The following is a 25891-nucleotide window of genomic DNA, read 5'->3' as shown; positions in this document are numbered from 1 at the left end:
TCCCGGTCGGAACGGACGACGTGGCGGTCCCGGCCCGCCGGTGCGGCGGGCCGGGACCGAAGGGCTCAGCCCAGGTCCTGGATGGGCTCGGGGACCGAGCCGCCGGCCTCGACGAGCAGGTCGCGCCACAGGGTCGCGACGTCGGTGCCGGGCAGGCCGTCCGCCTCGAGGAGGTCGATGTAGTCCTGCCACGTGGCCTCGACGCCGTCGAGCATGAGGTCCTGAACGGACTGGTCGAGCGTGGACAGGTCGACGAACTGCCCGCCGCGCTCCTCGTTGTACTCGATCATCTCGTCGGAGCGATCGACCCACTCCTGAGCGCCAGGGGTGAAGATCTCGTCGTGCGCCTGCGTCATCGCGTCCTGGACGTCGGCGGGCAGGCTGTCCCAGCGGTCCTGCGTCATGCCGATGAGGCCGTTGAAGTGGCCCGCGTCGAGCCCGGTGAGGGTGTACTCGAAGAGGTCCTGGAAGCCGTATCCCGACCAGTCGGCGACACTGTAGAAGCTGCCGTCGAACGCGCCTCGGCTCAAGGCGTCGAACATCTCCACTGCGGGGATCGTGACAGAGTTCACGCCGATCTTGGAGGCGTAGATCTCGTGGATGCGCGACGGCGTCCGCAGGGACAGGCCCTGCACGGCGGCGACCGAGTCGAGCTCCTGGCCGGTGGTGGAGATGGAGTACTCCTGGGTGGTCGAGACGGGGAACGCCTTGATCCCCTGGTCGCCGAACTGCGACTCGTAGTAGGTCTTGCCGTCGCCGAGCTCGACGTCGCTCTCCACGAGGGCGCGCCAGGCCTCCGAGCCGATGAGGGTGTCGGACTCGCTGACCGGCAGCATCGTCACCTCGGCCATCGGGAACTGGTCCGGGGTGTAGATCGGCAGGATCAGGGCGACGTCGACCGTGCCGTTCTGGATGGCCTCGACCTCGTCGGGGACCTCGACGAGCTCGCCACCGGTGAAGGACTGGAAGGTCACCTGACCGTCGGTGAGCTCCTCTACGCGGTCCATCCACGGGACCATCGAGTCCGACCACCAGGCGTGCTGCTCGCTCAGGCCGGTGGCCACCCGCAAGGTGACGGTGTCGTCGGAACCACCCCCGGACCCGCACGCTGCGGTGACGGCGAGACAGGCTGCGGCGACGCCGGTCGCCAAGATCTTGGTGGGACTCACGATGGGCTCCTTCGGGGGACGGGTGACTCGCGTCACAGCGATCCTTCTAAACGAACGCTCGTTTGTCAATGGTCCGAGGCCGGGAAGTGTTCTCCCGCCGTGAGCACCACCGGTCTCGCAGCCGCCGGCCGATCCCGAGTGCTCGTACGGCCAGGGCGCGCCGCTCCGCGACCCGGCGGCGCCGACCCGGACCACCGCCGTCCTGCGGTTTACCACGGTCCCACGGAGAACTGGTTCTTCCCGCGGCAGATCTGCCGCGGGAAGAGCTGGCTTGCCGTGGGACCGTGGTAAACCGCGCTACGTCAGGCCGCGCTGGAGGGCGGCAGCCATCCGGCGGACCGCGCGGGGGGCGACGGTGCCGAGGCCGACCATGTTGGCGAAGCCGTGGATGAGGCCCTCCTCCTCGACGTGCTCCACCGGGACCCCGGCGGCGCGCAGCGCATCGGCGTACGCCTGACCCTCGTCGCGCAGCGGGTCGAAGCCCGCGGTCACGACGTACGCCGGCGCCACCCCGGCAGTGTCGTGGTACAGCGGCGAGAGCCGACGGTCGGTGCGGTCCTCGTCGCCGGTGAGGTAGTTCTCCTCCGCCAGGTCCATGAACGCCTTCGTCAGGAAGAAGCCGTCGGTGAAGATCCCGCGGCTCGGAGCCCGCTCGACGAAGTCCACCGCCGGGTAGATCAGCAGCTGGAAGGCCGGGGCCGGGGTCGACGTGCGCACCGCCTCCTGCGCGATGATCGCCGCGAGGTTGCCGCCCGCGCTGTCCCCGCCCACCGCGATGCGCTCCGGGTCGATCCCCAGGCCGACGGCGTGCTCCACGACCCACGTCCACGCCGCCCAGCAGTCGTCGAAGGCCGCCGGGAACGGCGCCTCCGGCGCGAGCCGGTAGTCCACCGCCACGACCCGCACCTGCGCCTGCTCGGCCAGCACCCGGCAGAGGGCGTCGTGGCTGTCCAGGTCGCCGTAGATCCAGCCGCCGCCGTGGATGAAGAACAGCGCGGGCGACCGACCCGTCAGGTCGCGCGGGGTGTAGAAGCGCATCTTCAACGGACCGGCCGGTCCGTCGACGTGACGGTCCGTCACGGCACCGATCGGCTGCGTGCCGCCGGCAACGAGGGACGACTCGACGATCCCGCGGCGTCCCTTCGTGATCGGCAGGGACTCCACGGGTGGACCCTCGGCAGCCATCACGCGCAGCATCAGCTGCATCTCCGGGTCGAGACGACGTCCGTCCCGCTCCACCGGAGCCCCGGCGAGCCGACGGATCACCGGCCGCGGCAGCGACATCAGACCCTTCGCGGCGAGGGACTTGGCGCGGACGAGGGCGGTGACGGAGGGGGAGGCCATGGAGGCACGATATCGGGCGGGGCGCGTCGTTCAGGCGGAGTTCACCGCCTGCTGGGACACTGTCCTCGTGAGCCAAGACATCGAGGAGAGCCCCGTCGAGGTGCCCGCGTCCCCCGACGAGTTCGACGTCGACCCGCCGTACGACCCCACCGACGGCGAACTGCCCGAGGACCGCTTCCTCGACCGGGAGCTCTCCTGGATCGCCTTCAACGAGCGGGTGCTCGAGCTCGCCGGCGACCCCGACCTCCCCCTGCTCGAGCGGGTCCGGTTCCTGTCGATCGTCGGCAGCAACCTCGACGAGTTCTTCATGGTCCGCGTCGCCGGCCTCAAGCGGCGCATCGCCGCGGGCGTCGCGGTGCCGTCGGCGAGCCGGCTCAACCCGCGCGACGTGCTCGCGCAGAGCCTCGCGCAGAGCCACGCGCTCATGATCGAGCAGGCGCGCGTCTTCGTCGACGGCCTCGCTCCCACGCTCGCCGAGGCCGGCATCGAGCTCGTGCACTGGGACGACCTCGACGCCGAGGAGCGGGAGCGGATGGACGGCGCATACCGCAAGCGCATCTTCCCGATCCTCACGCCACTGGCCGTCGATCCCGCGCACCCGTTCCCCTACATCTCGGGCCTGTCGCTCAACCTGGCCGCCATCATGCGCAACCCCCAGACCGGCAAGGAGCACTTCGCCCGGGTCAAGGTGCCGCCCATCATCGACCGGTGGATGCAGGTCTCGCCCGGACGCTTCGTCCCCGTGGAGGAGGTCATCGCCGCCCACCTGGACCTGCTGTTCCCCGGCATGGAGATCGTCGCGCACCACACCTTCCGCGTCACCCGCAACGAGGACCTCGAGGTCGAGGAGGACGACGCCGAGAACCTCCTCAAGGCGCTCGAGAAGGAGCTCCTGCGGCGACGCTTCGGGCCCCCGGTCCGGCTCGAGGTCGAGGACTCCATCGACGACGAGGTGCTCGACCTGCTCGTCTCCGAGCTCGGCGTCAGCGACGACGAGGTCTTCCGGCTCCGCGGTCCCCTCGACCTGCGCAGCCTCGGCGAGATCGCCGACCTCGACCGTCCGGAGCTGAAGTTCGAGCCGTTCGTCTCCGGCACGCACCAGCACCTGGCCGAGGTCGAGACCGCGAGCCCGGCCGACATGTTCCGGGCGCTGCGCCGACGCGACGTGCTCGTGCACCATCCGTACGACTCCTTCGCCACGAGCGTGCAGCGCTTCATCGAGCAGGCGGCGGCCGACCCGCACGTGCTGGCCATCAAGCAGACGCTGTACCGCACGTCGGGCGACTCGCCCATCATCGACTCCCTCGTCGACGCCGCCCGCGCCGGCAAGCAGGTGCTCGTCCTGGTCGAGATCAAGGCCCGCTTCGACGAGCAGGCCAACATCCGCTGGGCCCGCAAGCTCGAGCGGGCCGGCTGCCACGTCGTGTACGGGCTCGTGGGTCTGAAGACGCACTGCAAGCTCGCCCTCGTCATCCGCGACGAGCCCGACGGCCTGCGCCGCTACGCCCACCTCGGCACCGGCAACTACAACCCCAAGACGGCGCGGGTCTACGAGGACCTCGGCCTGCTCACCACCGACCCCGACATCACCAACGACCTGCTGGAGCTGTTCAACCGGTTGTCCGGCTTCTCCCAGCAGGACGACTACCGTCAGCTGCTCGTCGCCCCGCACGGCGTCCGGGACGGGCTGATCGGCCGGATCGAGCGCGAGATCGAGCACCACCGTGCGGGCCGACCCGCTGCCATCCGCTTCAAGCTCAACTCCCTCGTCGACGAGGCGGTCATCGACGCGCTCTACGCGGCGTCGCGCGCCGGCGTCCCCGTCGACCTCGTCATCCGCGGGATCAGCGCCCTCCGTCCGGGCGTGCCAGGGTTGAGCGAGAACATCCGCGTCCGCAGCGTCCTCGGCCGCTTCCTCGAGCACAGCCGCGTGTACTGGTTCGCCAACGGGGGGATGCCCGAGGGCTGGATCGGTTCGGCCGACCTCATGCACCGCAACCTGGACCGCCGCGTCGAGGTGCTCGTGCGCATGCCCACCGAGCAGCACGTCGACGAGCTCGGCGCGCTCCTCGAGCGGATGGCCGACGACGACAGCACGTCGTGGCACCTGGGCCCCGACGGCAGCTGGACCCTGCACAAGGGCGAGTTCCACGTGCAGGAGGAGCTCATCGCCCGCGCCCGCAAGCGGCGCAGCCGCGCCGCCTCCTGAGGGCGGTCAGCAGGCGGCGAAGAGCAGAGGTCCGGTGGCGGTCATGACGACGTCGCGTGCGGGGTCGCGCTCGAACTCCAGCGTCAGCACCCGCCCCCTCGTGCGGGAGTCGACGAGTCGCAGCACCTGCTCGACCTGACCCGTACGACCGATGAACGGTCCCGTCGACACGCTCTCGCGGATCCGTGCCTGCTCGCGGGCGGTCGCGGCGGCGTCGAAGGCCATCGCGAACCGCACCGTCTGAGCCCCCATGCCGTCGCCGCCCCGATCGGTGATCGCGCGCCCGCTCGTCGTGTGCGACGCGAGCGGTCCGACCGACTCGAGGGCCACGTCGGCCTGCCGCAGCGACTCCTCGCTCGTCAGCCGAGCAGCGTCGCACCCCACGCCCGCGCGCTGCAGCAGGACGGCGTCGGACCCGGCGAGGGCCTGAGCGACCGCCACGGCCTCCCGGTCCGCGCTCAGCGCAGGGGCGCCGCCGCGGACGACCTCGACGACCGCGGCGGTGGCGGCCGGGGTCTCCGCGGCGACGACGAGGCGCTCGCGCTCGAGGACGACGACGTGCTCGAGGACCGTGCTCAGCCCGGTGCGCGTCAGCACGCCGGGTCCCGCCGTCCACCCACCCGTCGACGGGACGAACCCGGCGTCGCCGAGCCCGACCTCGACGGCATCCGGGGACAGCCCGTCCAGCGCCGCCACGAGCACCCCGGGCCCGCCGCCCTGCGCGAACGCCTCCCAGGCGAGGTCGTCGACGGACCAGCCCATCAGCTCCTGCATGGCCGCACGGGAGCGCGCGAGCTCCGAGCGGGTCGAGACGTCCCGCTCGGACAGCTCGTCGACCGGCACCCCGGAGTCGCGGATCCGCCGCCAGTCGGTGAAGCCGACGACGGTCGTGCCCGACGGGACCGACGCGAGCGCGGCGGTCAGCGACGGTGTGGGGGCTGTGGCCAGCGGGCCCGACGCCCAGCCGAGCCCGACCACCAGCGCGATGACCAGCACCGAGAGCGCACCGGCACGCAGTGATCGCATCACTGCACACCTCCATTACGTCGCGGACCCCTGCAGAAGGGACAATACGACGCATGGCACGTGAACGACTGGTGACCGCAGCCGGAGCCGTCGTGTGGCGCCGCCGTCCGAACGCCCCCGAGGGGGTGCGTCGTCGAGCGGTCGAGGTGCTCCTCGTGCACCGCCCCCGGTACGACGACTGGACGTTCCCCAAGGGCAAGCCCGACCCCGGCGAGGACCTCGTCGTGACCGCGGTCCGCGAGGTCGCCGAGGAGACCGGGCAGGTGGTCCGCCTCGGCCACCCCCTGCCCGACGCCCGCTACCACGTGTCCGCCGGCCCCAAGAGCGTCAGCTATTGGGCCGCCCGCAGCACCGGCGTGACCGACCCGCCGTTCAGCCCGAACAAGGAGGTCGACGAGCTGCGGTGGGTGCGTCCGCGGGACGCACGACGGATGCTCACCTACGAGCACGACATCGACCTGCTCGAGGCGTTCCTCGAGACCCGCGACGGCGGCGGCCACCGCACCGGGACGCTCGTGGTCCTGCGCCATGCCAAGGCGCTCGACCGCCAGGACTGGAACGGCGACGACGTCGACCGCCCGTTGGCGCCCCGCGGGGAGCTGCGCGCCAAGGAGCTCGTCGACCTCCTCGACGCGTACGGCGTGCGGCGGGTCGTCAGCAGCCCGGCCGTCCGGTGCCTGAGCACCGTCGAGCCGTACGCGGCCGTGGCCGAGCACGAGCCGATCGTCATGGACGAGCTGAGCGAGGACACCAGCCGCAAGGCGGTGCGCGGCGCCGCGCAGATCCTGCTGGAGCGCAAGCGCCCCACGGTGCTGTGCACCCATCGGCCGACGCTCCCGTGGGTCTGGCAGGCCCTCGACCTGCCCGACACCGCTCTCGCCCCGGGGGAGGGCGTCGTGGTGCACCACCGCAAGGGCGTCGTCGTCACGACCGAACCGCTCGGCAAACCGACTCCCAACCTCCAAGCCTGACGGCTGGTGTGAGATCCGTCTCGGCAGCGGAGCCACAATCGGCGATTGTTATGCCGCCGTTCACCTCTCGTTCATCCATGGCGACGTCGCGATACACCTGCGCTCCTTAGCGTCCTTCACGTCAGTCAACTTTCACCAGCGAAGGATCCCCCTGTGAATCGCACCCTGTCGCGCATGGCCACCCCGGCCGCGCTCGCGCTGACCGTGACCCTCGGACTCTCCGCCTGCAGCGCAGGCAACGAGGGCGGCGGCTCCGACGACGCCGCGTCCGACCTCTCGGGCACCCTCTCCGGCGCCGGCGCCAGCTCGCAGGAGTCGGCCGTCAACGCCTGGCGCGCCGGGTTCCAGTCCGCCAACCCCGACGTCACCGTCAACTACGACGCCGTCGGCTCCGGCGGTGGCCGCGAGCAGTTCATCGCCGGTGGCGTCGCGTTCGCCGGCTCCGACGCCTTCTTCGAGGGCGACGAGCTCGCTGCCGCCGAGGAGCGTTGCAACGGCGACATCGTCCAGGTCCCCGTCTACGTCTCCCCGATCGCGATCATCTACAACCTGCCGGGTGTCGACGAGCTGAACCTGACCCCCGAGGCCCTCGGCGGCATCTTCGCCGGTGACATCACCTCCTGGGACGACCCGGCCATCGCCGACGCCAACCCCGACGCCGACCTGCCCAGCACCTCGATCACCCCCGTGCACCGCGCGGACGCCTCCGGCACCACCGAGAACTTCACGGACTACCTGAACACGGTGGCCGAGGAGGAGTGGGGTCAGGGCGTCGTCGAGGAGTGGCCCATCAGCGGCGGCGAGGCTGCCAGCCAGACCTCCGGCGTCGTCCAGGCCGTCTCCGGCGGCGAGGGCACCATCGGCTACGCCGACGCCAGCCAGGCCGGCGACCTCGGCGTCGCGAACGTCCAGGTCGGCGACGAGTTCGTCGCCTACACGCCGGAGGCCGCCGCGGCCGTCGTCGACGCCTCCGAGCGTGTCGCGGACCGCGCCGACACCGACCTCGCCGTCGAGGTCGACCGCGGCATCGACGAGGGCGAGGTCTACCCGATCGTCCTGCTGTCCTACGGCATCGCCTGCCAGAACTACGAGGACGCCGCCGAGGCCGAGCTCGTGAAGGCCTACTTCAACTACGTCGTCAGCGAGGAGGGTCAGCAGGCTGCCGCCGACGGCGCCGGCTCCGCCCCGCTGTCGCCGGAGTTCAGTGAGCAGGCCACCGCCGCGATCGAGACCATCTCGGCCGGCAGCTGATCGACTCGCTCGGTCCGTGGGTCCGTCCGTACCATCGGACGGACCCACGGACCTTCACCATGAAAGGCGCGACGTGAGCACCACCTCACAGAAGCCGGCCGGATCCACGCCCGAGCGTGCCGCCAAGTCGATCCAACGCCCGGGCGACCGCATCTTCCGCGGCACCTCCTTCGCTGCCGGCCTGCTGATCCTCGTCACTCTCGCCGGCGTCGCGATCTTCCTGACGATCGAGGGCATCCCCGGCATCACCGCCTCGCCCGACGAGGTACGCAGCGGCCAGAACTTCGTCGACTTCGTGACGCCCCTGGTCTTCGGCACGCTGCTGTCGTCGATCCTGGCCCTGATCATGGCCGTCCCCGTCGCCATCGGCGTCGCCCTGTTCATCTCCCACTACTCGCCCAAGCGGCTCGGCTCGGTCTTCGGCTACGTCATCGACCTGCTCGCCGCCGTGCCCAGCGTCGTCTACGGCCTGTGGGGCATCGCCTTCCTCGCACCGCAGCTCGTGCCGTTCTTCGTCAGCCTGGAGAACAACCTCGGCTTCATCCCGCTGTTCGCCGGCCCCACGTCGCCGACCGGACGCACGATCCTGACCGTCAGCATCGTTCTCGCCATCATGATCCTGCCGATCATGACCGCGATCTGCCGCGAGATCTTCCTGCAGACCCCCCGACTGCACCAGGAGGCCGCGCTGGCCCTCGGCGCGACTCGCTGGGAGATGGCACGGATGGCGATCTTCCCCTACGCCCGCTCGGGCATCATCTCCGCCGCGATGCTGAGCCTCGGCCGAGCCCTCGGCGAGACGATGGCCGTCGCCATGGTGCTGTCCGCCACCGGCGTCATCACCTTCAACCTGATCAGCTCGGTCAACCCCAGCACGATCGCCGCCAACATCGCGCTCGGCTTCCCCGAGGCCAGCGGGCTGACCGTCAACGCGCTGATCGCCTCCGGCCTCGTCCTGTTCGTCATCACCTTCGCCGTCAACTTCGCGGCCCGCGCCATCGTGGAGCGGCGCAAGGACTTCTCAGGAGCCAACTGATGAGCACGACCACGACTCGCACGCCCGCTCCCGACGACGTCTCCGCGTCGCTGCGCGGTCGCACGCTGCCCAAGGGTGCCGCGCTCGCCGTCCTCGCGCTCGCCGTCGGCGCGGGCGTCCTGCTGCGGCTCGCGGGGGCCGGCACCGTCCAGGCCGTCCTGCTGGCGTGGGTCCTCACGTTCCTGCTCCCCGCCTGGTCCGTCGCCGTCGAGGGCACGCGCAAGGCCACCGACCGCCTGGTCACGACGCTCGTCTACTCCGCCTTCGGCCTCGCCCTCATCCCGCTCTCGAGCATCATCTGGACGGTCCTGGACCGCGGGTCGCGCGTCCTCGGCGCGGAGTTCTTCACCTTCTCGATGCGCAACGTCGTCGGCGAGGGCGGTGGCATCTACCACGCCATCATCGGCACCCTGCTGATCACCGGCGCCGCCGCGGTCATCAGCATCCCGATCGGACTGTTCACCGCCATCTGGCTGGTCGAGTACGGCGAGGGCACCGGGCTCGCCCGCTGGATCCGCTTCCTCGTCGACGTCATGACCGGCATCCCCTCGATCGTGGCGGGGTTGTTCGCCTACGCTCTGTTCGTGGTGTTCTTCGGCGAGGGCGTCCGGATGGGCATCGGCGGCGCCGTGGCGTTGTCGGTGCTGATGATCCCCGTCGTCGTCCGCTCGAGCGAGGAGATGCTCAAGCTCGTCCCGAACGAGCTGCGCGAGGCCTCCTACGCCCTCGGCGTGCCGAAGTGGCGCACGATCGTCAAGGTCGTCCTCCCCACGGCCCTGGCCGGGATCGTCACCGGCATCACCCTGGCGATCGCCCGCGTCATCGGCGAGACGGCCCCGCTGCTGATCATCGCCGGCATGACCGACTCGGTGAACTTCAACCTCTTCGACGGCCGCATGGCGACGCTACCGGTCTTCGCCTACACCTCGCAGCGCAGCCCGGGCATCCCGCCGGAGTTCAGCCTCGAGCGGGCGTGGGGCGCGGCCCTCACCCTGCTCGTCATCGTGATGGTGCTGAACCTCATCGCGCGCCTCGTCTCCTACTACTTCTCCCCCAAGGGCGAAAGGTAACCCCATGGCCAAGAGCATCGACGTCTCCGACCTCAACATCTACTACGGCGACTTCCTCGCCGTGGAGGGCGTGAACATCCCCATCCGGGCCCGCTCGGTCACGGCGTTCATCGGCCCCTCCGGCTGTGGCAAGTCCACGTTCCTGCGGTCGCTGAACCGCATGCACGAGGTCATTCCCGGCGCCCGCGTCGAGGGCAAGGTGACCATCGACGGCGAGGACCTCTACGGGCCCGACATGGACCCGGTCAACGTCCGCCGCATGATCGGCATGGTCTTCCAGCGCCCGAACCCCTTCCCCACGATGTCGATCTACGACAACGTCCTCGCCGGCCAGAAGCTCAACAGCAAGCGCATGAAGAAGGCCGAGTCCGACGCGATCGTCGAGAAGTCGCTGCGCAGCGCCGGCCTCTGGGCCGAGGTCAAGGACCGCCTCGACCGGCCCGGCTCCGGCCTGTCCGGCGGGCAGCAGCAGCGCCTGTGCATCGCCCGGGCCATCTCCGTCGAGCCGGAGGTGCTGCTCATGGACGAGCCGTGCTCGGCCCTGGACCCCATCTCCACGAGCATCATCGAGGACCTGATCCACGAGCTCAAGGAGAACTACACGATCGTCATCGTCACCCACAACATGCAGCAGGCGGCACGCGTCTCGAGCGAGACCGCGTTCTTCAACCTCGCCGGCGTCGGTCAGCCCGGTCGCCTCGTGGAGACCGGACCGACGGAGAAGATCTTCTCCAACCCCGACGAGCAGGCCACGGAGGCCTACATCCAGGGCCGCTTCGGCTGAGTCGAGGCGTCTCAGGACTCCTTCACGACGATCTGCTCGACGAGGTTCGCCACCGTCTCGAGCGCGTCGATGGCCGACTCGATCGACTCGACGACGTCCTTCAGCTTGAGGACCTCGAGCGTCCGGTACTGACCGCCGAACAGGTCGGCGAGGATGCGCCGGTGCGTGCGGTCGGCCTGGTTCTCGAGGCGGTTGATCTCGAAGCAGAACTCCTCGAGGTCGCCCAGACCGCGCAGCCGCGTCATCGCCTGTGCCGTCAGCTCGCACCCGCGCTGCAGCACCTGGACCTGGTCGGCGAAGGCGACGGGCAACGCCTCGACCTCGTAGACCTCCACGAGATCGACGCACTCGTCCATGTGGTCCATGACGTCGTCGAGACAACCGGCCAGCCGGTGGACGTCCTCGCGGTCGAAGGGCACCAGCGACGAGCTGTTCACCGCCTTGATGATGCGGTGGGTGGTCTCGTCGGCGCGGTGCTCGGCCTCGCGCATGGCGTCGGCCACGGCTCGCTGGTCGACCTGCGGATCCAGCAGCTGGGCGACGAGGCCGGCGCCGGTGACGAGGTGGGCGCCGGACTCGGCGAAGAGCGCGTAGAAGCTGCCTTCGACGCGACCTGGACGACGTCGCACCACGATCCTCCTGTCACGACCCGGGAACGACCCTCATCGTAGGGCCAGCGTTCACCCCCGGGTCATGCGGTGAGCCTCAGGCGGACGCGACCCCGAGGATGGCGTCGAGCTCGCACTCGGTGAGCTTGCCCTTGGCCTCGGAGGCGGCGATGATCACGCGGCTCACGAGCTCGATCTCGTCCATGGCGGCGTCGTCTCGCAGACGCGCATCCAGTTCAGGCATGGCAACTCCGGGGGGCTTTCGTGGCCCGGACGGGGGGATTTCCGGGACTTTCCGAGGATAGCGCAGCAGACGCGACGGGCGACAGGATTCGCCGAAGATCACGCGGTGCCGCTCGCGGCGTTGTTACGGTGGCGGCGGGAGACGCCGGCGACCGAGAGAGAAGGCTCATGGCACTCGCGATGCACGATGCTGCCGACGACGGGGACGGTGCCCTGCGGCACGCGACCGCCGACGAGGCGGTCATGGACTACCTCGCGGTCGTCGACGACGGCGACGACGACCTCGACCAGCTGGTCCGTCTGGTCGCCGACGTGTGCGACGTGCCGTTCGCCGCGCTCAACCTCATCGACCCCGACCAGCAGCATCAGGTCTCCCCGATCGGCGTCCAACGGTCCATCTGTGCGCGCAGCGACTCCATGTGCGCGCTCGTGCTGGACGAGGCCGACGTCGTGGTCGTTCCTGACGCCTCGCAGGACCACCGGTTCGCCGCGAACGCCTTCGTCACGGGTCGGCTCGCGTCGGTCCGCTTCTACGCCTCGGCGCCCTTGACGACGAGCGACGGGCACACCATCGGGCGACTGTGCGTCTTCGACGACGTGCCACGCGAGCTCACCGATCGTCAGCGTTCGGCTCTCGCGACCCTCGCCCGGGGAGTCATGGACGTCATCGAGCTGCGTCGACGCACCCACGACCTCGCGGCGAGCCTCGAGGGTCTACGTCAGGCGGAGGCCGAGCTGCGCCGTTCCAACGAGGGCCTCGCGACGTTCGCGGGACAGGTCAGCCACGACCTGCGCAACCCCCTGACGGCCATCCTCGCGACGGCCGATCTGCTGGGCGAGGAGCCCGCGGTGCGTGCGGACGACGCCGTCCGCGAGATGGCGACCTCGATCTCGGAGGCCGGCTTCCGCATGGCCCGCATGATCGACGAGGCCCTCAAGGTCGCGATGGCCGACGGGAAGCCTCGCCGCGAGTCCGTCGACACGGCGGAGGTCGTCCGGGCAGCGATCAGCGACCTGCAGATCGTGCTCGACCGGACCGGCTCGAGCATCCAGGTCGACGACCTGCCGGTGGTCAGCGGGGACGCCGACCTGCTCTACTCCGTGCTGCTGAACCTGCTCACCAACGCCGTGAAGTTCACGCGCGGGGAGGGTCCGGCCCGCGTGCGCGTCGGAGCGGAGCGCGGCGAGCACCGGTGGCGCCTGGTGGTCGACGACGACGGACCGGGGATCGCCGAGGACCGCCGGTCCTCCGTCTTCCTGCTGCACGAGCGGGGCGAGGAGGACGTCGAGGGGCACGGGATCGGGCTCGCCACCGTGCGCCGCATCGTCGAGGCTCACGGCGGCGGGTGCGGCATCGACGACTCCCCTCTCGGTGGCGCGCGCGTCTGGATCGACCTGCCCGACTGACCCGCCGGCGTCCGCGAGGGCGGTTGCGGACGTGCCGTGGAACGGCGACGACGGTGCGGCGAAGTTGTGGACCACGAGGGGAACTCGTGTGGGAATCGTGTGGCTTTCGGCTCCATAGAGTCGTAGACACCACCCGGAACCACACAGCGCCACCGCGCACCACCCACGGAGAACCTCATGAACCGCAGCAAGAAGAAGATCCTCCTCCCCCTCGCCACCCTCGTCGCTGCCGGCGCCGTCGCCATCGGCTCGGGCGCCACCTTCACCTCCACCACGGCCAACACCGCCAGCTCGGTGACGTCGGGCTCGCTGAACCACACGAACTCCAAGGCGAACGCCGCCATCTTCTCGCTGACGAACATCAAGCCCGGTGACACCGTCAACGGTGGCCTGGTCATCACCAACACCGGCTCCCTCGACGCCGCCTTCAGCCTGACCGAGACCACCTCGACCAACGGCTTCTCCAACGACTACCTGACGCTGAAGATCACGAACACCACCACGGGCGCCGAGGTCTTCTCGGGCACGTTCGGCGACCTGGTCGACGGCCAGAAGAACACCCTCGGCACCATCCCGGCCGGCGCCGCCAACTCCTTCACCTTCAGCGTGAAGCTCGCCCAGGACGCCCCGAACAGCCAGCAGGGCAAGACCGCCTCCGCGGCCTACCAGTGGGACTCGGTGCAGCTGGACGCCACCACCACCAACCAGTGACGGCGAACGGCCGGTGATCACCTCGGGGATCACCGGCCGTCCTGCTGCTCCCCGACCATCGCGAAGGAGACGACCATGCGCACCACCCGGACGACCCGCCCGGCAGGACCCAGCACCGACGCTCCGCGTCCCGGCATCGTGCGCCGGGTCGTCTCCGCCGCACTGACGACGCTCATCGTCGTCGCGACCGTCGCCGGCCTCGCCTACCTCGCCCCGAGCGTCCTCGGCTACGAGCGCTACGCCATCACCGGCGGATCGATGTCGGGGTCGATCGAGAAGTACTCGCTCGTGCTCGGGAAGCGCGTCCCCGTGGACCAGCTGGCCGCCGGTGACGTCATCACCTACCTGCCCCCGCCGGACAGCGGCGTCAGCACCCTCGTCACCCACCGCATCGTCGACGCCACCACCGACGAGGCAGGCGTCCGCCACTTCGTGACCCAGGGCGACGCGAACCCCGATCCCGACCCGTGGCTGTTCTCCCTCGACGAGGGGACGCAGCCGGTCGTCTCCCACGTCGTGCCGCACGTCGGCCACGTGGTGATCGCCCTCGCCGACCGTGAGACGCGGATGCTGCTGCTCGGCGTGCCGGCAGCCCTGATCGCCCTCGCCAGCCTGGTCGAGCTCGTCCGAGCGCTGCTACCGGCAGGCCCGGGCCGGCGACGCCTCGACGACGGCATCGTGCCCGAGCCGCCGTCGGTGCCGGCTCCGGGCGGTCGGGCCCTCCCCGGCAGCGACCATTCCCGACCGTCGCCGGCAGTCCCGGTCCTGCCGGAACCTGCCCCGGCCTGACGGTCCACGCGATCCTGTGGAACGCCACCTCGTAGCGTTCTGATCACGGCCCGGCCTCCGGGCCTCGAGAGGTCCCGCCTCGCGGACAGCGTCTCCCCGCTGGTCCGCCCCGAGCGATTCTCCCCCTCCCGAGGCCCGGAGGCCGGCCTCGTCCCGCTCCCGCGCTGTCGGGTCGACGAGCCCCTCGAGCAGTCCTGGACTGTGGAGCCGATGTCGACCGGATGTGGAACGGCTGTGGAACGAGTCTCCGTAGCGTTGACCTCATGGTCAGCACCCCTCGTCACCGTCAGGCACGACGCCGCCTTCCGCGGCGACTCGCCCTGCTCGTCGCGCTGGCCGGCGCTCCCCTCATGGTGCTGCTCGGACCGTCGCTGTCGTCGGCGACCTTCACCTCCGTGACCACCCCCGCCCTCGCCACCGTGCAGGCCGCGAGCGACTGGACGCCCCCCACCGTCGCCCTCAACGCCCCGGCCCCCGCCGTCCGCGGCACGGTGACCCTCACCGCCACCGCGTCCGACGCCGACTCCGGCGTCCCCGACGTCCGCATCCAGGCCCGGGCCGCCGGCGCCTCGAGCTGGACCACGATCTGCACCGTGACCACCAGCCCCTACTCGTGCGCCTGGGCCACCGGTACCGCGAACGGCGCCCACGAGCTACGCGCCGTCGCCACCGACCGCGCGGGAAACACCGCCACGTCCGCGGTCCGCACCACGCTGGTGGACAACCAGGCCCCGTCGGTCACGATGAACGACCCGGGCGCTCTGCTGACCGGCACCACGACCTTCTCGGCATCCGCGTCCGACGCCGGCTCCGGCGTCGCACAGGTCGTCATCCAGGCATCGTCCAACGGCAGCTCCTGGACGACGCTGTGCACCCGCACCTCGTCTCCCTACTCGTGCGCCTACGACACGAAGCAGCTGGCCAACGGCACCTACAGCGTGCGCGCCGTCGCCACGGACGTCGTCGGCAACTCCGCCACCTCCGCCACCGTCACGGGTCGCGTCGTCGACAACACGCCCCGCGCGGTCACCCTCGCCGACCCCGGTTCGCCGCTCAGCGGCACCGTGAATGTGGACGCCACCGCGAGCGCACCGGGCGGTGTCACCTCCGTCGCCATCCAGCGCTCCCCGGCCGGAGCGAACCAGTGGACGACGATCTGCACCGCCTCCTCCGCTCCCTACCGCTGCTCGTGGAACACGACGGGCGTCACCGACGGGCTCTACGACCTGCGCGCCGTCATGGCCGACAGCCAAGGGACGCTCACCTCGGCGCCAGTGGGAGCCCGCCGCGTGTTCAACGCCCCGCTGGCAGCCGCGGACATCCAGGCCGCCCACGGCGGCAGCGCCATCGGCCGACCGGACGCCGGCGACCGCATCACCTACACCTTCAACCGCGAGGTCGACCTCGGCTCCATCCTGAGCGGTTGGGACCGCGGCTCCCGCAGCGTCACCGGACGCTTCACCTCCAACCTGTTCTTCAGCGACAGCACGCTGAGTATCGACGGGACGCAGCTCGGCATCATCGATCTCGGCGCCCGCTACAACAACTTCCTGAACGGCACGACCACGTTCACCGCCACGATGACGGCGTCGACGGACACCGCCACGGGAACGCCGCGCACCGTCGTGACCGTGGTGCTCACCTCCTCGCCGAACCTCGCGAACCCCGGCGGCACCCCCACGATGGTCTGGACGCCCGCCGCCGTGCGGGACACCCTCGGTCGGGCGATCGCGGCCTCGTCCGCCACCGAGTCCGGCCCCGCCTCGCGGGACTTCTGATGACCGCCAACACCGCCACCCCCCCTCGCGGCGCTCGCCACCGCGGCCTCCGCCGTGCTGCTGCTCGTGGTCGTCGCCGACGCCGGGGCCTGGGTCCTGGTCGGAGCCGGCGCCCTCGCGCTCGCCGGGATCACGTCGTCGGTGCGCCTGGTCACCGGCACGTGCCCGTACTGCGCCCCCGTCGCTGCCGGCGCCACCGCGACCCAGGCCGTCGGCGCGGTGCTGGTCTCCACCGTCGGCGTCCCCGGCGGACCGGTGCGGCCGGTCGACGGGGTCACCGTCGCGCTCGTGGCCCTCGCCGTGACCGTCAGCGCGCTCCTCGTCGTCGCCACGCTGGGCCGCTCGCGAGAGACGAGCCCCGGAAACTTCTATGCTCTGTGAATGCCCTCCCAGCTGCTCCTCGTCGAGGACGACGACCAGATCGCCGCGCCGCTCGTGCGTGCCCTCGAGCGTGAGGAGTACGTCGTCGACCGTGCGGCCACCGGCGGTGCCGCACTCGAGCGCATCGCGGCCGGCGGTGTCGACCTCGTCCTGCTCGACCTCGGCCTGCCGGACCTCGACGGCCTCGACGTGTGCCGCCGGGCACGCAGCGCCGGCTTCGACGGAGCGATCATGATCCTCACCGCGCGCGGGAGCGAGATCGACCGCGTCGTCGGCCTCGACGTCGGCGCCGACGACTACCTCGCCAAGCCGTTCCCTCTCGCCGAGCTGCTGGCCCGCGTACGGGCCCTCCTGCGCCGCGCCGCTCGCGCCGGCGTCGCGCCCGAGACGACCGCTCCGTCCACCTCGGACGACACGTCGACGCGCCTGCGTGTCGACCGTGACGCCCGGCGCGTCTGGGTGGAGGACGACGAGCTGGGTCTGACGGTCAAAGAGTTCGACCTGCTCGCGCTGCTCGACGCCGAGCGCGGCACCGTCATCACCCGCGAGCGCGTGATGGACGAGGTGTGGGACGAGAACTGGTTCGGTTCCACCAAGACGCTCGACGCCACCCTGGGACGGTTGCGCCAGAAGCTCGACGACGCCGACGCCGGTGTCCGGGTCGTCACGGTGCGGGGCGTCGGCTTCCGGTTGGAGGACGTCACGCCCGATGCGTGAACGGCTCGTGGTGGCGTTCGTCGGGCTGACGCTCGTCTCCCTCGCCCTGTTCGCCGTCCCCCGCGCCTACGCGACGGCGGACCTTGTCGCCGCCCAGGACCAGCGGTCCGCCGAGCGCACCGCCGCTCTCCTGGCCGACGTCGTCGACGCCCGTCTGGAGGCCGGCCGCCCGCCGACGGAGGAGACGCTCGCGGAGCTGCTGGGAGCGGGCGAGGGGGTACGGCTGGTCAGCGACGGCGCGGTCGTCACCGCCGGCACGTTGTCCGACGACGTCGTGGTGACGACCGACCTCGACTCCGGCGGGACCCTCACCGTCACGACGTCGTCCGCGGGCACGCAGGACCGCGTCGCCGACGCCCTGCTCCCGCTCGTCCTGCTCGTGCTCCTGCTGGGCCTGTTCGCGGGTCTGGTGGGGCTGTACCTCGCGGACCGGCTCGCCCGTCCGTTCCGTGCCCTCGCCGACGCCACCGACTCGTTCACCGGGCAGGGCACGGCGCCCGACCTCCCACCGTTCTCCATCCCGGAGGCCGAGCGGCTGCGCGTCGCCCTCGGCAGCGCCGTCGTGCGCATCGCACGACAGGAGCAGCGCGAACGCCAGCTCGCCGCGCAGGCCTCCCACGAGCTGCGGACCCCGGTGACGGCGCTCCGGCTCAGTCTCGAGGACCTGTCGATGTGGCCCGAGACGACGCCTGGAGTGGCGTCCGAGCTGACCCGAGCCGTGAGCGAGCTCGACCGGCTCGACGCTGCCGTCACGCAACTGCTGGAACGTCCCGACGACGGAGCAGCCGTCGACCTCGGACGCCTGGTCGCCCACGGGGTCGAGCGCTGGTCCGACTCGTCGGAGCAGCGCGCCACGGTCGTGATGGGCGAGACAGAGCCCCTACCCACTCGCATCGATCCTCACCAGCTGCTCGTGGTGTTGGAGGCGATGCTGGACGACTCCCGCGACGCCCCTGGCCCGATCGAGGTGGCGGTCCGCGCCGTCGGCGCCGGGGTCGAGATCCGTGTCGGCGACGCGGGGCCGCGGCGCATGGACCCCGGCCACGTCCACCGCCTCGGTCCGGACGACGAGGACCCGCTCTCCGTCGCCGGCGAGCGCGCCGAGGCCCTGGGCGGTCACCTGCGCGTCGACGACACGGACCGCCACTACCTCGTGCTCACGCTCCCCCACCGCGACTGACGACGACCCCCGCCGCTCGTGCCGTACCCTGACGCTCGTGCGGGCCCGACCCGCGCGGGCCTCTAGCTCAACTGGCAGAGCAGCGGACTTTTAATCCGCGGGTTGTGGGTTCGAGTCCCACGGGGCCCACCGTTGTGTGATGTCTCAAGACATTGCGGACAGCCCGGACCCTCATTGTGGGGGTCCGGGCTTCCTCTTCTTGGCGGGGCCGCGGGGTCGGCCAGTGGGCTGGTAGTCGCGGTCCGGGTCGATGGTGAGCTCGCGGAGGAGCTCGCCGGTGGTGACGTTGACGACGCGGACGTGCAGGTCGTGGGTGAGGACCAGGACGTGGGTTCGGGCGTGGGTTCGCCCGATCCCGATGTGTCGGAGCCGGCCGGCGACTCGGAGGGTGACGGTGCCGTTGGAGCCGACTTTGTCGGTCCGGACCCGGTCGTAGGTGTCGGCGGACCGGTCGCTGGTGGGGGTGGCTTTCGGCCGTGCGGTATAGGCCGTGGCCGGGGTCGCTCGGTGCGGCAGCGAGCGGTGGGGCCGGTCGTGGTTGTAGTCGCTGACGAACTGATCGAGCAGTGTCTGGAGGTCGGTGATCGTGGCCGGTTGGACTGGTTGGGCGCGGAGCCACCTCTTCAGCGTCTGCTGGAATCGTTCGATCTTGCCGCAGGTGGTCGGGTGGTTCGGGCGGGAGTTCTTCTGCCGGACGTTCAGCTGCCGGAGCTCGTGCTCGAGGTGGTTGCGTCCGCCGCGGCCGCCGGAGAATCGGGTGGTGGGGGCACCTCCCTGCACGAAGTGCTTGGGGGAAAGACCATGCCGTTGTCGGTCAGCACCGACGCCGGCAGTCCGTGATCTTCAGTCGTGGCGCGGAATGCGGCAGTGGCGGGTCAGGATCCGGTGGATCGTCGACCGCGGAACCTGATGTCCGTGTCGGTGCGCCAGGTGCCAACTAATGGTGTCGGCGCCCGCGTCATGACCCCGCGTCGTGAGGTCGTCGCGCAGCGCGAGGATCCGCTCGACCACCACCGCTGCCCTGGGAGACACCGTAGGTGCGGGCGACCTCGCTCTACGACGAACCCGACAGGACGGCGGTGATGACCAGGTGACGCTTCGACATGCACCAGCATCAGGTGCCGCCGGATCGTCGGTTCAGCAATTCCGAAGTCGTGAGACACGCCCATTCCGATGACGCGGGACACCCCATCCCGATGTCGTGGACCAGGACACCACGGGGCCCACCGTCTCAACCGTGGTCGTGTCCTGCGACGTCGCCGTTGCCGGTGGAGCCACGGTCCCCTCGCATGGCGCTCGAGCTGGTTCTGGCTTCGTCCGTCGATCTGGTCCGGGTCCAGTCCGCCGAGACCTGGATCCCGCGCGAGAACCGCTAGAACGAGAGGGATCTCTCCGACGGATCGTCATGCTTCGGGCATGACGCGCAGGCGACCTTCGAATGTGGTCCCTCGTCGAAGCACCGTCCGGATCGAGGGCGGGGCCGTGGGCCGAGACTCACGATGCCGGGAGGACGAGGTCCCATGTGTTCCCGTCGTCGTCACTGACGACGACGCCCCGGTCGTCGGCGACCGCGACAGCGAGCCCACCGCGCACCGGATGCACCGCCACAGCGACGGCCGGCCCCTGGGACGCGCCGAGACGCTCGAAGGTACCGGGCATGACGGCTGAGCCTCTCCAGATCGTGGAGTCGGCTGCGACGCCGACGACACCACCTTCGCGGGTCGGGTCCGCGGCGACGACCACCAGCAGGGGCGCGTCCTCGACCGGCGCGAAGGTCCGTCCGGCGTCGCGACTGACCAGCGGTCCGTCCTCGGTGGTGACGACGACGATCGCGGGGTCCACGTGATCGACGGCGAGGTCTCGCGCTTCGACCGTGGCGCGGTCCGTCCAGGTCGTCCCACCGTCCTCGGAGACCGCCAGCGCGTCGCGGTCAGCAGGGAGTCCTGCGACGACGTCGGGGGTGGCGTCGGACGTCGCCAGTCCGTGGAAGTCGGTCTGCCCGGCGAGCGCCACCGATTCCCAGCCGCGCTCGGGGGTGTGCCGCACGAGGCCGATGTCGGGCGGCACGAACACGTCGTCGGTAAGGTCACCGGGATGGCCGGAGGCGAGGATGTCCTCGCCGGCGCCGGCCATGCCCATGGCGTCGAACTCGACGTCACCGACGAGCTCGGCGGTGCGCTCGGCAGCGTCGATCGCGTAGACGCCGTGGTGGCTGGCGACGAACAGCTCGCCGGCATCGTCGAAGGCGAGCGCGTGGACGTGTCCGAGGTCCGGCGGTGCAGGGTCATCGGCCGATGGTGCGCAGCCGGCGAGGGTGAGACCGGCGAAGCAGAGGGCTGTCAGTCGGGACGGTCGGGTCATGTCATCTCCAAGGGGTGCGAGGTGGCAGTGCTGTGCGAGGCAGTAGGGAGAGGCGTGCCGGGGCAGACGTCGCGTCCACCCCGCCCAGACCTCCCGTCAGAGGGTCTGGAGCAGACGTTCCATCTGCTCGATCTCGGCCGAGCGCAGCTCCGCCAGGTCGGCCGCCGACATCATGCCGCTCATCGAGCCGTGGTCCATCCCGCTCATGTCGTCGGGATCGACGCCCCAGTCATCGAGCCAGCCCTCCAGCTGCTCGACCTCCGGCTCGAGGCCGTCCTTCTCGAGCACGATGTCGGACACCTCGATCACCTGCTCGTGGTGAGGCAGCACCATCGTGGCGAACCTGACGTCGGCGTCGTTGACGTCGGCGTCGGCCTGGCCCGTCTCCGCGGCACCGGAGCGGGTGTCGTCGGGGCCGGCGCAACCGGTCAGGCTCACGGTGAGCGCGAGGACGATGGCAGCCGTCGCGGGTGTGGTGTTCTTCATCTCTGGTCCTGTCGTTCAGTCGTGGGTGCGGGCGACGACGGGGCCCGCCCGAAGGGTCGGCTGGAGAGCACCACCCGGTGGGTGGGCGCCAGCGTCCCTCAGGTCCGACTGATGCAGAGGACGTGCAGACAGGGTGGCCGAGGCGGTCGAGCCGTGACCGACGGCAGCCACCGGGCGTCGCGCAGACGCAAGGGCGTCAGCGACCACCGGGCGAACAGGCGTGGCCGCAGCAGGAGCAGCGAGATCGCCACCGCGAACAGCAGCGACAGGCACATTCCGGCCATCCCGGCGTGGGAGTCCGCACACTCCGGACAGGAGTGACCGGCCGTGGCACGGGCCTCGGGAGCGACCGACCCGTGAACGGCGTCGGAGTGAGCGCCCGGCACCACGGTCGACGACGCAGCGGGAGCACTCGTGCCGTGCAGCCCGATCGTGTGCATCGTGAACAGTCCGGCGAGCACAGCGGCCAACGCCGCGAACCTCACGCTCCGACGATGCCTCAGGGCGCTCGAGGGGGACTGTCCTTCCACCACGCCAGACTAACCGGCAACACCCGGGACTCAGTCGGATGACGACGCCTGACCTGTGCGTCCTCAGTGCGCGAACGGGTTGAACGTCCGCCCCATCACGTACTGGGCGCGGAACGGCACCGGACGCATGGCGTGGGAGAGCACCTTGTTCACCCGACCCGGGACGCAGACGGGCTTGCCCTTCTGGACGGCGGTCCACCCCTCGCGGACGACCTCGTCGGACTCCTGCCACAGGACCGACGGCAGCTTCGCGGCGGCATCGGCGCTGCCCATCGTCTGGTGGAACTCGCTGCGGGTGAATCCGGGGCACAGGGCCGTGACGTGCACGCCGAACGGCTTCAGCTCCATGTCGAGCGCCTGGGACATGTTCAGGACGTAGCTCTTGATGCCGGTGTAGAGCAGGCTCTCGCCCGGGGGCGCGAAGGCCGCGAGCGACGAGACGTTGACGATGCGGCCCCAGCCGCGCTCCTTCATGCCCGGCGCGAGGAGGTGTGCCAGCTCGGTCACCGCCGTCACCATCACCTGGATCTCCGCGGCCAGCGACGACCAGTCGGTCGCGAGGAAGGCCTCGCTCCCCGACAGGCCGGCGTTGTTGATGAGGACGTCGATCGCGAGACCACGCTCGCGGAGCTCCTCGACGATCGCCCTCGGCGCCGCCGGGTCGCTGAGGTCCGCCACCACCACCTCGACCCTGACCTGGTGTCGCTCCGCAAGCTCCTGGGCCAGCGCGTCCAGCTTGTCCCTGCGTCGGGCGACGAGCACGAGGCTCATGTCCTCGGCGGCGAGGTGACGGGCGAACTCTGCACCGATGCCGGACGAGGCGCCGGTGACGAGGGCGGTGCGGGACGTGCTCATGCGTGCTCCTTGGGGAGGGGTGGGACGTGCTGGAGGAGGAAGTCGACCTGGTCGGCGACGACCGTGTCGAAGAGCGGCGCGACGTAGGGGTCGAAGTGCCCGCCGTCGTAGACGCGCACGGTGGAGCGCCGGATGCGAGAGGCGGCCCGCTCGGCGACGCGTCGCGGCGTGATCGCGTCCTGTGCGGCGATCTGCACGAGGACGGGGCAGTCGATGCCGGCGACGTGCCGCTGCGGTGAGTAGAAGCCGATCCTCAGGGCGATGCGGGCGGCGACCGTCTGGGGATAGGCGTCCTCTGTCAGGCCCGACTCGTGCAGGAGCCGCAGCATCCCGGGACGAGCGTCGGGGGAGGTCATCATCGCGGTCTCGCCCGGCCGTCCCACGCAGAGCACGTGCACCGGTTCGCGACCGAGCTGCGCGGCCACCACGTCGCGGACAGCAGGGCCGATGGTCCGCAGCGCGGCGCGCACGCCCGCCGAACGGAGCGCGGCCGGGCCGCTGACGTGCGGCACCTGCGCGATCACGGCAGCCAGGGGCTCGCCCCGGCCGCCGAGCGTGAGCACGTGCCCGCCGGCGAACGACGTGCCCCAGGCGACGACCCGGTCGGCGTCGACACCGTCGAGCGACCTGGCGAAGCGCAGGGCCGCCCGCCAGTCGGCGTGCTGCATCGCGATGTCGAGCACCTGGCGCGGTCGACCCTCGCTCTCGCCGAAGCCCCGGTAGTCGAAGACCACGACCGCGTAGCCGGCCGCGGCGAACCGCTCCGCGTAGGCGTAGAGCCGCAGGGCCCGCACCGAGCCGAACCCGTGGGCCATCACCACGACGGGCGTCCGGCGTGCGGTGCCGGGTCGGTGGACCCGCGCGGCGCACCGCGTGCCGCCGGAGTCGAACCACTCCTCCGAGACCACGATGCCGCCGTCGACCGACTCGCCCATGTCTCCTCCTGACCCGGCGTGCCACCGCTCTTGAATGATGTTCAAGAGGCTACCGGATGTCTTGAACGTCATTCAAGATAAGGTGACGTGTGCCTCGCAACAGACGTCCGCAGGACCGGGAGACCAAGTCCGCGGAGATCGTCGCCGCGGCGGCGACCCTGTTCGCCGACGTCGGGTACGAGAAGACGACGATGGCTGCCGTCGCGCGGGCCGCCGGCGTCACCACGACGACGATCTACTGGTACGTCGAGGACAAGGAGGCACTGCTCCTCGCGGTCCTCGACCACCTGCTCGCCACGATCCTGGGCGACCTCGAGCAGCTCGTCGACCGGTCGCCCACCGACCAGCTGCTCTGGATCGTCGAGCGCCTGCAGGAGCAGAGCCGCCTCGTGACCACCGTCCACGCCCTCGCGACCACGTCGGAGGCGGTCGGAGCGTGGCACGACGGGTTCCACGAGCTCACCGACGCCATGCTCGCCGAGGGCCTCCGGGAGGTCGGCGTCCCCGAGGAGCGGGTGCCCGCGATGACGCGCCTCGGGGTCTTCGCGATCGAGGGTCTGCTGATGCACCCCCTGCCGCCCCAGGAACAGCGGGCGGTGCTCGAGCTCCTCACGACCGGCCACGGGCACGGGTGAACGAGCGTCCTCGCATGGTCGTGGGCTACGTCGCGTTCTCCTCGCTCCAGTGACCAGGGCGAGCGAGTCAGCGACCCGCTCCTCCTGACGCCGGCACCTGGCCGGCCTCGCGGAGTCCCGCCGCGTCGTGGCAGGACGCTCACCGCAGCTGAGCCGTCGGGCCGTCGAGGGATGTCAGTGGTCGAGCGTATGTTCGTTACATGGACATCGGAACCACCGCATGCGACCGGCCGCTCGCTCTCGCGGCCCGGACGCTCGCGATGGCAGAGGCTGCGTCGTACGTCGCGATGGTCCGGTTCCGTGACGCCGAGGTGGCGCGGATCGAGGCGTCGGCCTCGCCGATGCGCGCCCTGGTCGAGCGATCGATGATCGCTCTGGAGATCGGGCAGGAGATGGGCTTGTCGCAGGCACAGGTCAACGCGCGGCTCGCCATCGCCGACCGGATGATCGAACGCGCGCCAGTCTCGTGGGTGGCGTTCCTGGACGGGCGGATCGATGCCGCTCGGGTGCGGGAGATCTCCACCGGCCTGGACCGACTCGAGCGGGAGGAGTCCTGGGCGCGGCTGGACGAGGCGGCGCTTCGCTACGCGACCACCCACACCACCAGCGAGCTACGAGCCTGGGTCAAGCGCTTCCTCACCCGGGTGGAACCGGAGGAGGCCCTGGACCGAGCAGAGAAGGCTCGGGCCGACCGGTACGTGCAGGTGACGCACCTGGACGACGGCATGTCCTGGCTCTCGGCCTACCTCCCGTCCCACCAGGCGACCGCGGTCATGAAGCGACTCGACCGCGCCGCCCGCACCCCCGTCGACGAGGACGATGATCGGACGCTGCCGCAGCGTGCGGCCGACATGTTCGTCTCGTGGCTCACCCACGGCGAGACCACCGACCTCCCGACCATCAGTGGCGACGTCGCTGTGATGATCCAGGCCGATGTCCTCACCGGACTCGCCGACGGCCACGCCGAGTCCTCCGACGGCGAGTGGTCGGTGCCGGCGTCGTGGATCCTCGACGACCTCGACGCGGACGACACCTTCTGGCACCGCATCATCACCGACCCGATCCACGGGGACACCTTGGCTCACGACTACGCCGGCAGGTTCGCCCCCGAGACCCTCGCCAAGGCGATCAGGTTCAGGGACGGAGTCTGCCGAGCACCCGGATGTCGAGTTCCGGCGGAGAGATGTGACCTCGACCATCGAGAACCTTGGCCCACCGGGGCGACGAACGGATCGAACATGTGGGCACTGTGTCGACGGCACCACTCCATGAAGGGCCACGGGGTCCTGCAGTGGACCCTGCGCTCCGGCCGCACCATCGACACGGCCCCGTCCGAGCACGCCCCCCGCCCAGCACCACCCACGATCCTCGGCGACGGCTTAGCCCGCATGATCATCGAGTACACCGCCGCCTGA

At 70.7% G+C, this 25891-nt stretch carries 27 protein-coding genes and 1 tRNA gene; 16 read left to right on the top strand and 12 right to left on the bottom strand.

Features of this window, described 5'->3' with window-relative positions; translation table 11 throughout:
- Positions 1 to 65: 65 nt before the first annotated feature.
- Positions 66 to 1169, bottom strand: a complete 1104-nt coding sequence (dctP, locus tag ABD213_RS05460; RefSeq protein WP_344325520.1) for a TRAP transporter substrate-binding protein DctP — start codon at positions 1167 to 1169, stop codon at positions 66 to 68.
- 297 nt (positions 1170 to 1466) lie between these two features.
- Complete coding sequence (locus ABD213_RS05455) at positions 1467 to 2513, bottom strand: alpha/beta hydrolase (RefSeq protein ID WP_344325517.1); 1047 nt, start codon at positions 2511 to 2513, stop codon at positions 1467 to 1469.
- A 100-nt stretch (positions 2514 to 2613) separates the two neighbouring features.
- Here ABD213_RS05455 and ABD213_RS05450 point away from each other — a divergent pair, with 100 nt between their 5' ends.
- On the top strand, positions 2614 to 4722 hold the full coding sequence (locus ABD213_RS05450) for an RNA degradosome polyphosphate kinase (protein ID WP_344325581.1): 2109 nt from the start codon (positions 2614 to 2616) through the stop codon (positions 4720 to 4722).
- 6 nt (positions 4723 to 4728) lie between these two features.
- Here ABD213_RS05450 and ABD213_RS05445 read toward each other — a convergent pair whose 3' ends face one another.
- A complete protein-coding gene (locus ABD213_RS05445) occupies positions 4729 to 5748 on the bottom strand; it encodes a hypothetical protein (protein WP_344325515.1) in 1020 nt (339 codons plus the stop codon).
- A 53-nt stretch (positions 5749 to 5801) separates the two neighbouring features.
- Between ABD213_RS05445 and ABD213_RS05440 the strand changes: the two genes are divergently transcribed.
- The 5 genes from ABD213_RS05440 (at position 5802) to pstB (ending at position 10860) form a co-directional block, all read left to right on the top strand.
- Positions 5802 to 6719: an NUDIX hydrolase gene (locus ABD213_RS05440; RefSeq protein WP_344325513.1), complete on the top strand. Its 918-nt coding sequence runs from the start codon at positions 5802 to 5804 to the stop codon at positions 6717 to 6719.
- A 153-nt stretch (positions 6720 to 6872) separates the two neighbouring features.
- On the top strand, positions 6873 to 7970 hold the full coding sequence (gene pstS / locus ABD213_RS05435) for a phosphate ABC transporter substrate-binding protein PstS (RefSeq protein WP_344325511.1): 1098 nt from the start codon (positions 6873 to 6875) through the stop codon (positions 7968 to 7970).
- A 73-nt stretch (positions 7971 to 8043) separates the two neighbouring features.
- Positions 8044 to 9006 (top strand): phosphate ABC transporter permease subunit PstC, encoded by a 963-nt coding sequence (gene pstC, locus ABD213_RS05430; protein ID WP_344325508.1) that lies wholly within the window; start codon positions 8044 to 8046, stop codon positions 9004 to 9006.
- Positions 9006 to 10076, top strand: coding sequence for a phosphate ABC transporter permease PstA (pstA, locus tag ABD213_RS05425; RefSeq protein ID WP_344325505.1), 1071 nt, complete (start codon positions 9006 to 9008; stop codon positions 10074 to 10076). Before pstC ends, pstA begins: the two co-directional genes overlap by 1 nt.
- A gap of 4 nt (positions 10077 to 10080) precedes the next feature.
- A complete protein-coding gene (pstB, locus tag ABD213_RS05420) occupies positions 10081 to 10860 on the top strand; it encodes a phosphate ABC transporter ATP-binding protein PstB (RefSeq protein ID WP_344325502.1) in 780 nt (259 codons plus the stop codon).
- An 11-nt stretch (positions 10861 to 10871) separates the two neighbouring features.
- Here the strand turns inward: pstB and ABD213_RS05415 are convergent, their stop codons facing one another.
- Both ABD213_RS05415 and ABD213_RS05410 read right to left on the bottom strand, forming a co-directional pair.
- Positions 10872 to 11489 carry a DUF47 domain-containing protein gene (locus ABD213_RS05415; protein WP_344325499.1) on the bottom strand — a complete coding sequence of 206 codons (618 nt, stop codon included), beginning with the start codon at positions 11487 to 11489 and terminating at the stop codon, positions 10872 to 10874.
- Between the two features lie 76 nt (positions 11490 to 11565).
- On the bottom strand, positions 11566 to 11712 hold the full coding sequence (locus tag ABD213_RS05410) for a hypothetical protein (protein WP_344325496.1): 147 nt from the start codon (positions 11710 to 11712) through the stop codon (positions 11566 to 11568).
- Positions 11713 to 11879: 167 nt separating this feature from the next.
- Here ABD213_RS05410 and ABD213_RS05405 point away from each other — a divergent pair, with 167 nt between their 5' ends.
- The 8 genes from ABD213_RS05405 (at position 11880) to ABD213_RS05370 (ending at position 18803) form a co-directional block, all read left to right on the top strand.
- Positions 11880 to 13118 (top strand): GAF domain-containing sensor histidine kinase, encoded by a 1239-nt coding sequence (locus ABD213_RS05405; protein WP_344325493.1) that lies wholly within the window; start codon positions 11880 to 11882, stop codon positions 13116 to 13118.
- 177 nt (positions 13119 to 13295) lie between these two features.
- Positions 13296 to 13829 (top strand): TasA family protein, encoded by a 534-nt coding sequence (locus ABD213_RS05400; protein ID WP_344325490.1) that lies wholly within the window; start codon positions 13296 to 13298, stop codon positions 13827 to 13829.
- A gap of 75 nt (positions 13830 to 13904) precedes the next feature.
- Positions 13905 to 14618, top strand: coding sequence for a signal peptidase I (locus ABD213_RS05395; protein WP_344325487.1), 714 nt, complete (start codon positions 13905 to 13907; stop codon positions 14616 to 14618).
- A 263-nt stretch (positions 14619 to 14881) separates the two neighbouring features.
- A complete protein-coding gene (locus ABD213_RS05390; protein WP_344325484.1) occupies positions 14882 to 16396 on the top strand; it encodes an Ig-like domain-containing protein in 1515 nt (504 codons plus the stop codon).
- A 54-nt stretch (positions 16397 to 16450) separates the two neighbouring features.
- Entirely contained in the window at positions 16451 to 16777 is a 327-nt protein-coding gene (locus tag ABD213_RS05385; RefSeq protein ID WP_344325481.1) for a hypothetical protein, read from the top strand.
- Positions 16778 to 17494: a response regulator transcription factor gene (locus tag ABD213_RS05380; RefSeq protein WP_344325478.1), complete on the top strand. Its 717-nt coding sequence runs from the start codon at positions 16778 to 16780 to the stop codon at positions 17492 to 17494.
- A complete protein-coding gene (locus tag ABD213_RS05375) occupies positions 17487 to 18674 on the top strand; it encodes a histidine kinase dimerization/phospho-acceptor domain-containing protein (RefSeq protein ID WP_344325475.1) in 1188 nt (395 codons plus the stop codon). The genes ABD213_RS05380 and ABD213_RS05375 overlap by 8 nt, the downstream gene beginning before the upstream one ends.
- 56 nt (positions 18675 to 18730) lie before the next feature.
- Positions 18731 to 18803: transfer RNA gene (locus ABD213_RS05370), tRNA-Lys, on the top strand.
- A gap of 42 nt (positions 18804 to 18845) precedes the next feature.
- Here the strand turns inward: ABD213_RS05370 and ABD213_RS05365 are convergent.
- The 7 genes from ABD213_RS05365 to ABD213_RS05335 form a co-directional block, all read right to left on the bottom strand.
- Positions 18846 to 19454 carry an integrase core domain-containing protein gene (locus ABD213_RS05365; RefSeq protein ID WP_344325472.1) on the bottom strand — a complete coding sequence of 203 codons (609 nt, stop codon included), beginning with the start codon at positions 19452 to 19454 and terminating at the stop codon, positions 18846 to 18848.
- Between the two features lie 63 nt (positions 19455 to 19517).
- Positions 19518 to 19685 (bottom strand): hypothetical protein, encoded by a 168-nt coding sequence (locus ABD213_RS05360; RefSeq protein ID WP_344325590.1) that lies wholly within the window; start codon positions 19683 to 19685, stop codon positions 19518 to 19520.
- A gap of 483 nt (positions 19686 to 20168) precedes the next feature.
- Entirely contained in the window at positions 20169 to 21035 is an 867-nt protein-coding gene (locus tag ABD213_RS05355) for a WD40/YVTN/BNR-like repeat-containing protein (RefSeq protein ID WP_344325469.1), read from the bottom strand.
- Between the two features lie 96 nt (positions 21036 to 21131).
- Positions 21132 to 21521 carry a DUF305 domain-containing protein gene (locus ABD213_RS05350; RefSeq protein ID WP_344325466.1) on the bottom strand — a complete coding sequence of 130 codons (390 nt, stop codon included), beginning with the start codon at positions 21519 to 21521 and terminating at the stop codon, positions 21132 to 21134.
- Positions 21522 to 21619: 98 nt separating this feature from the next.
- Entirely contained in the window at positions 21620 to 22006 is a 387-nt protein-coding gene (locus ABD213_RS05345; RefSeq protein ID WP_344325463.1) for a DUF6153 family protein, read from the bottom strand.
- 108 nt (positions 22007 to 22114) lie between these two features.
- Positions 22115 to 22906 carry an SDR family NAD(P)-dependent oxidoreductase gene (locus ABD213_RS05340; RefSeq protein WP_344325460.1) on the bottom strand — a complete coding sequence of 264 codons (792 nt, stop codon included), beginning with the start codon at positions 22904 to 22906 and terminating at the stop codon, positions 22115 to 22117.
- Positions 22903 to 23841 carry an alpha/beta hydrolase gene (locus tag ABD213_RS05335; protein WP_344325457.1) on the bottom strand — a complete coding sequence of 313 codons (939 nt, stop codon included), beginning with the start codon at positions 23839 to 23841 and terminating at the stop codon, positions 22903 to 22905. The genes ABD213_RS05340 and ABD213_RS05335 overlap by 4 nt, the downstream gene beginning before the upstream one ends.
- An 89-nt stretch (positions 23842 to 23930) precedes the next feature.
- Between ABD213_RS05335 and ABD213_RS05330 the strand changes: the two genes are divergently transcribed.
- Together ABD213_RS05330 and ABD213_RS05325 are read left to right on the top strand one after the other, a co-directional pair.
- Positions 23931 to 24476, top strand: a complete 546-nt coding sequence (locus ABD213_RS05330; RefSeq protein ID WP_344325454.1) for a TetR/AcrR family transcriptional regulator — start codon at positions 23931 to 23933, stop codon at positions 24474 to 24476.
- Positions 24477 to 24676: 200 nt separating this feature from the next.
- Positions 24677 to 25891 (top strand): HNH endonuclease signature motif containing protein, encoded by a 1215-nt coding sequence (locus ABD213_RS05325; RefSeq protein ID WP_344325451.1) that lies wholly within the window; start codon positions 24677 to 24679, stop codon positions 25889 to 25891.

This window comes from Aeromicrobium halocynthiae, from assembly GCF_039531385.1.
Taxonomy (GTDB): domain Bacteria; phylum Actinomycetota; class Actinomycetes; order Propionibacteriales; family Nocardioidaceae; genus Aeromicrobium; species Aeromicrobium halocynthiae.
The sequence above is the reverse complement of the archived record's forward strand: the minus strand, read 5'-3'. Positions and strand labels throughout refer to the sequence as shown.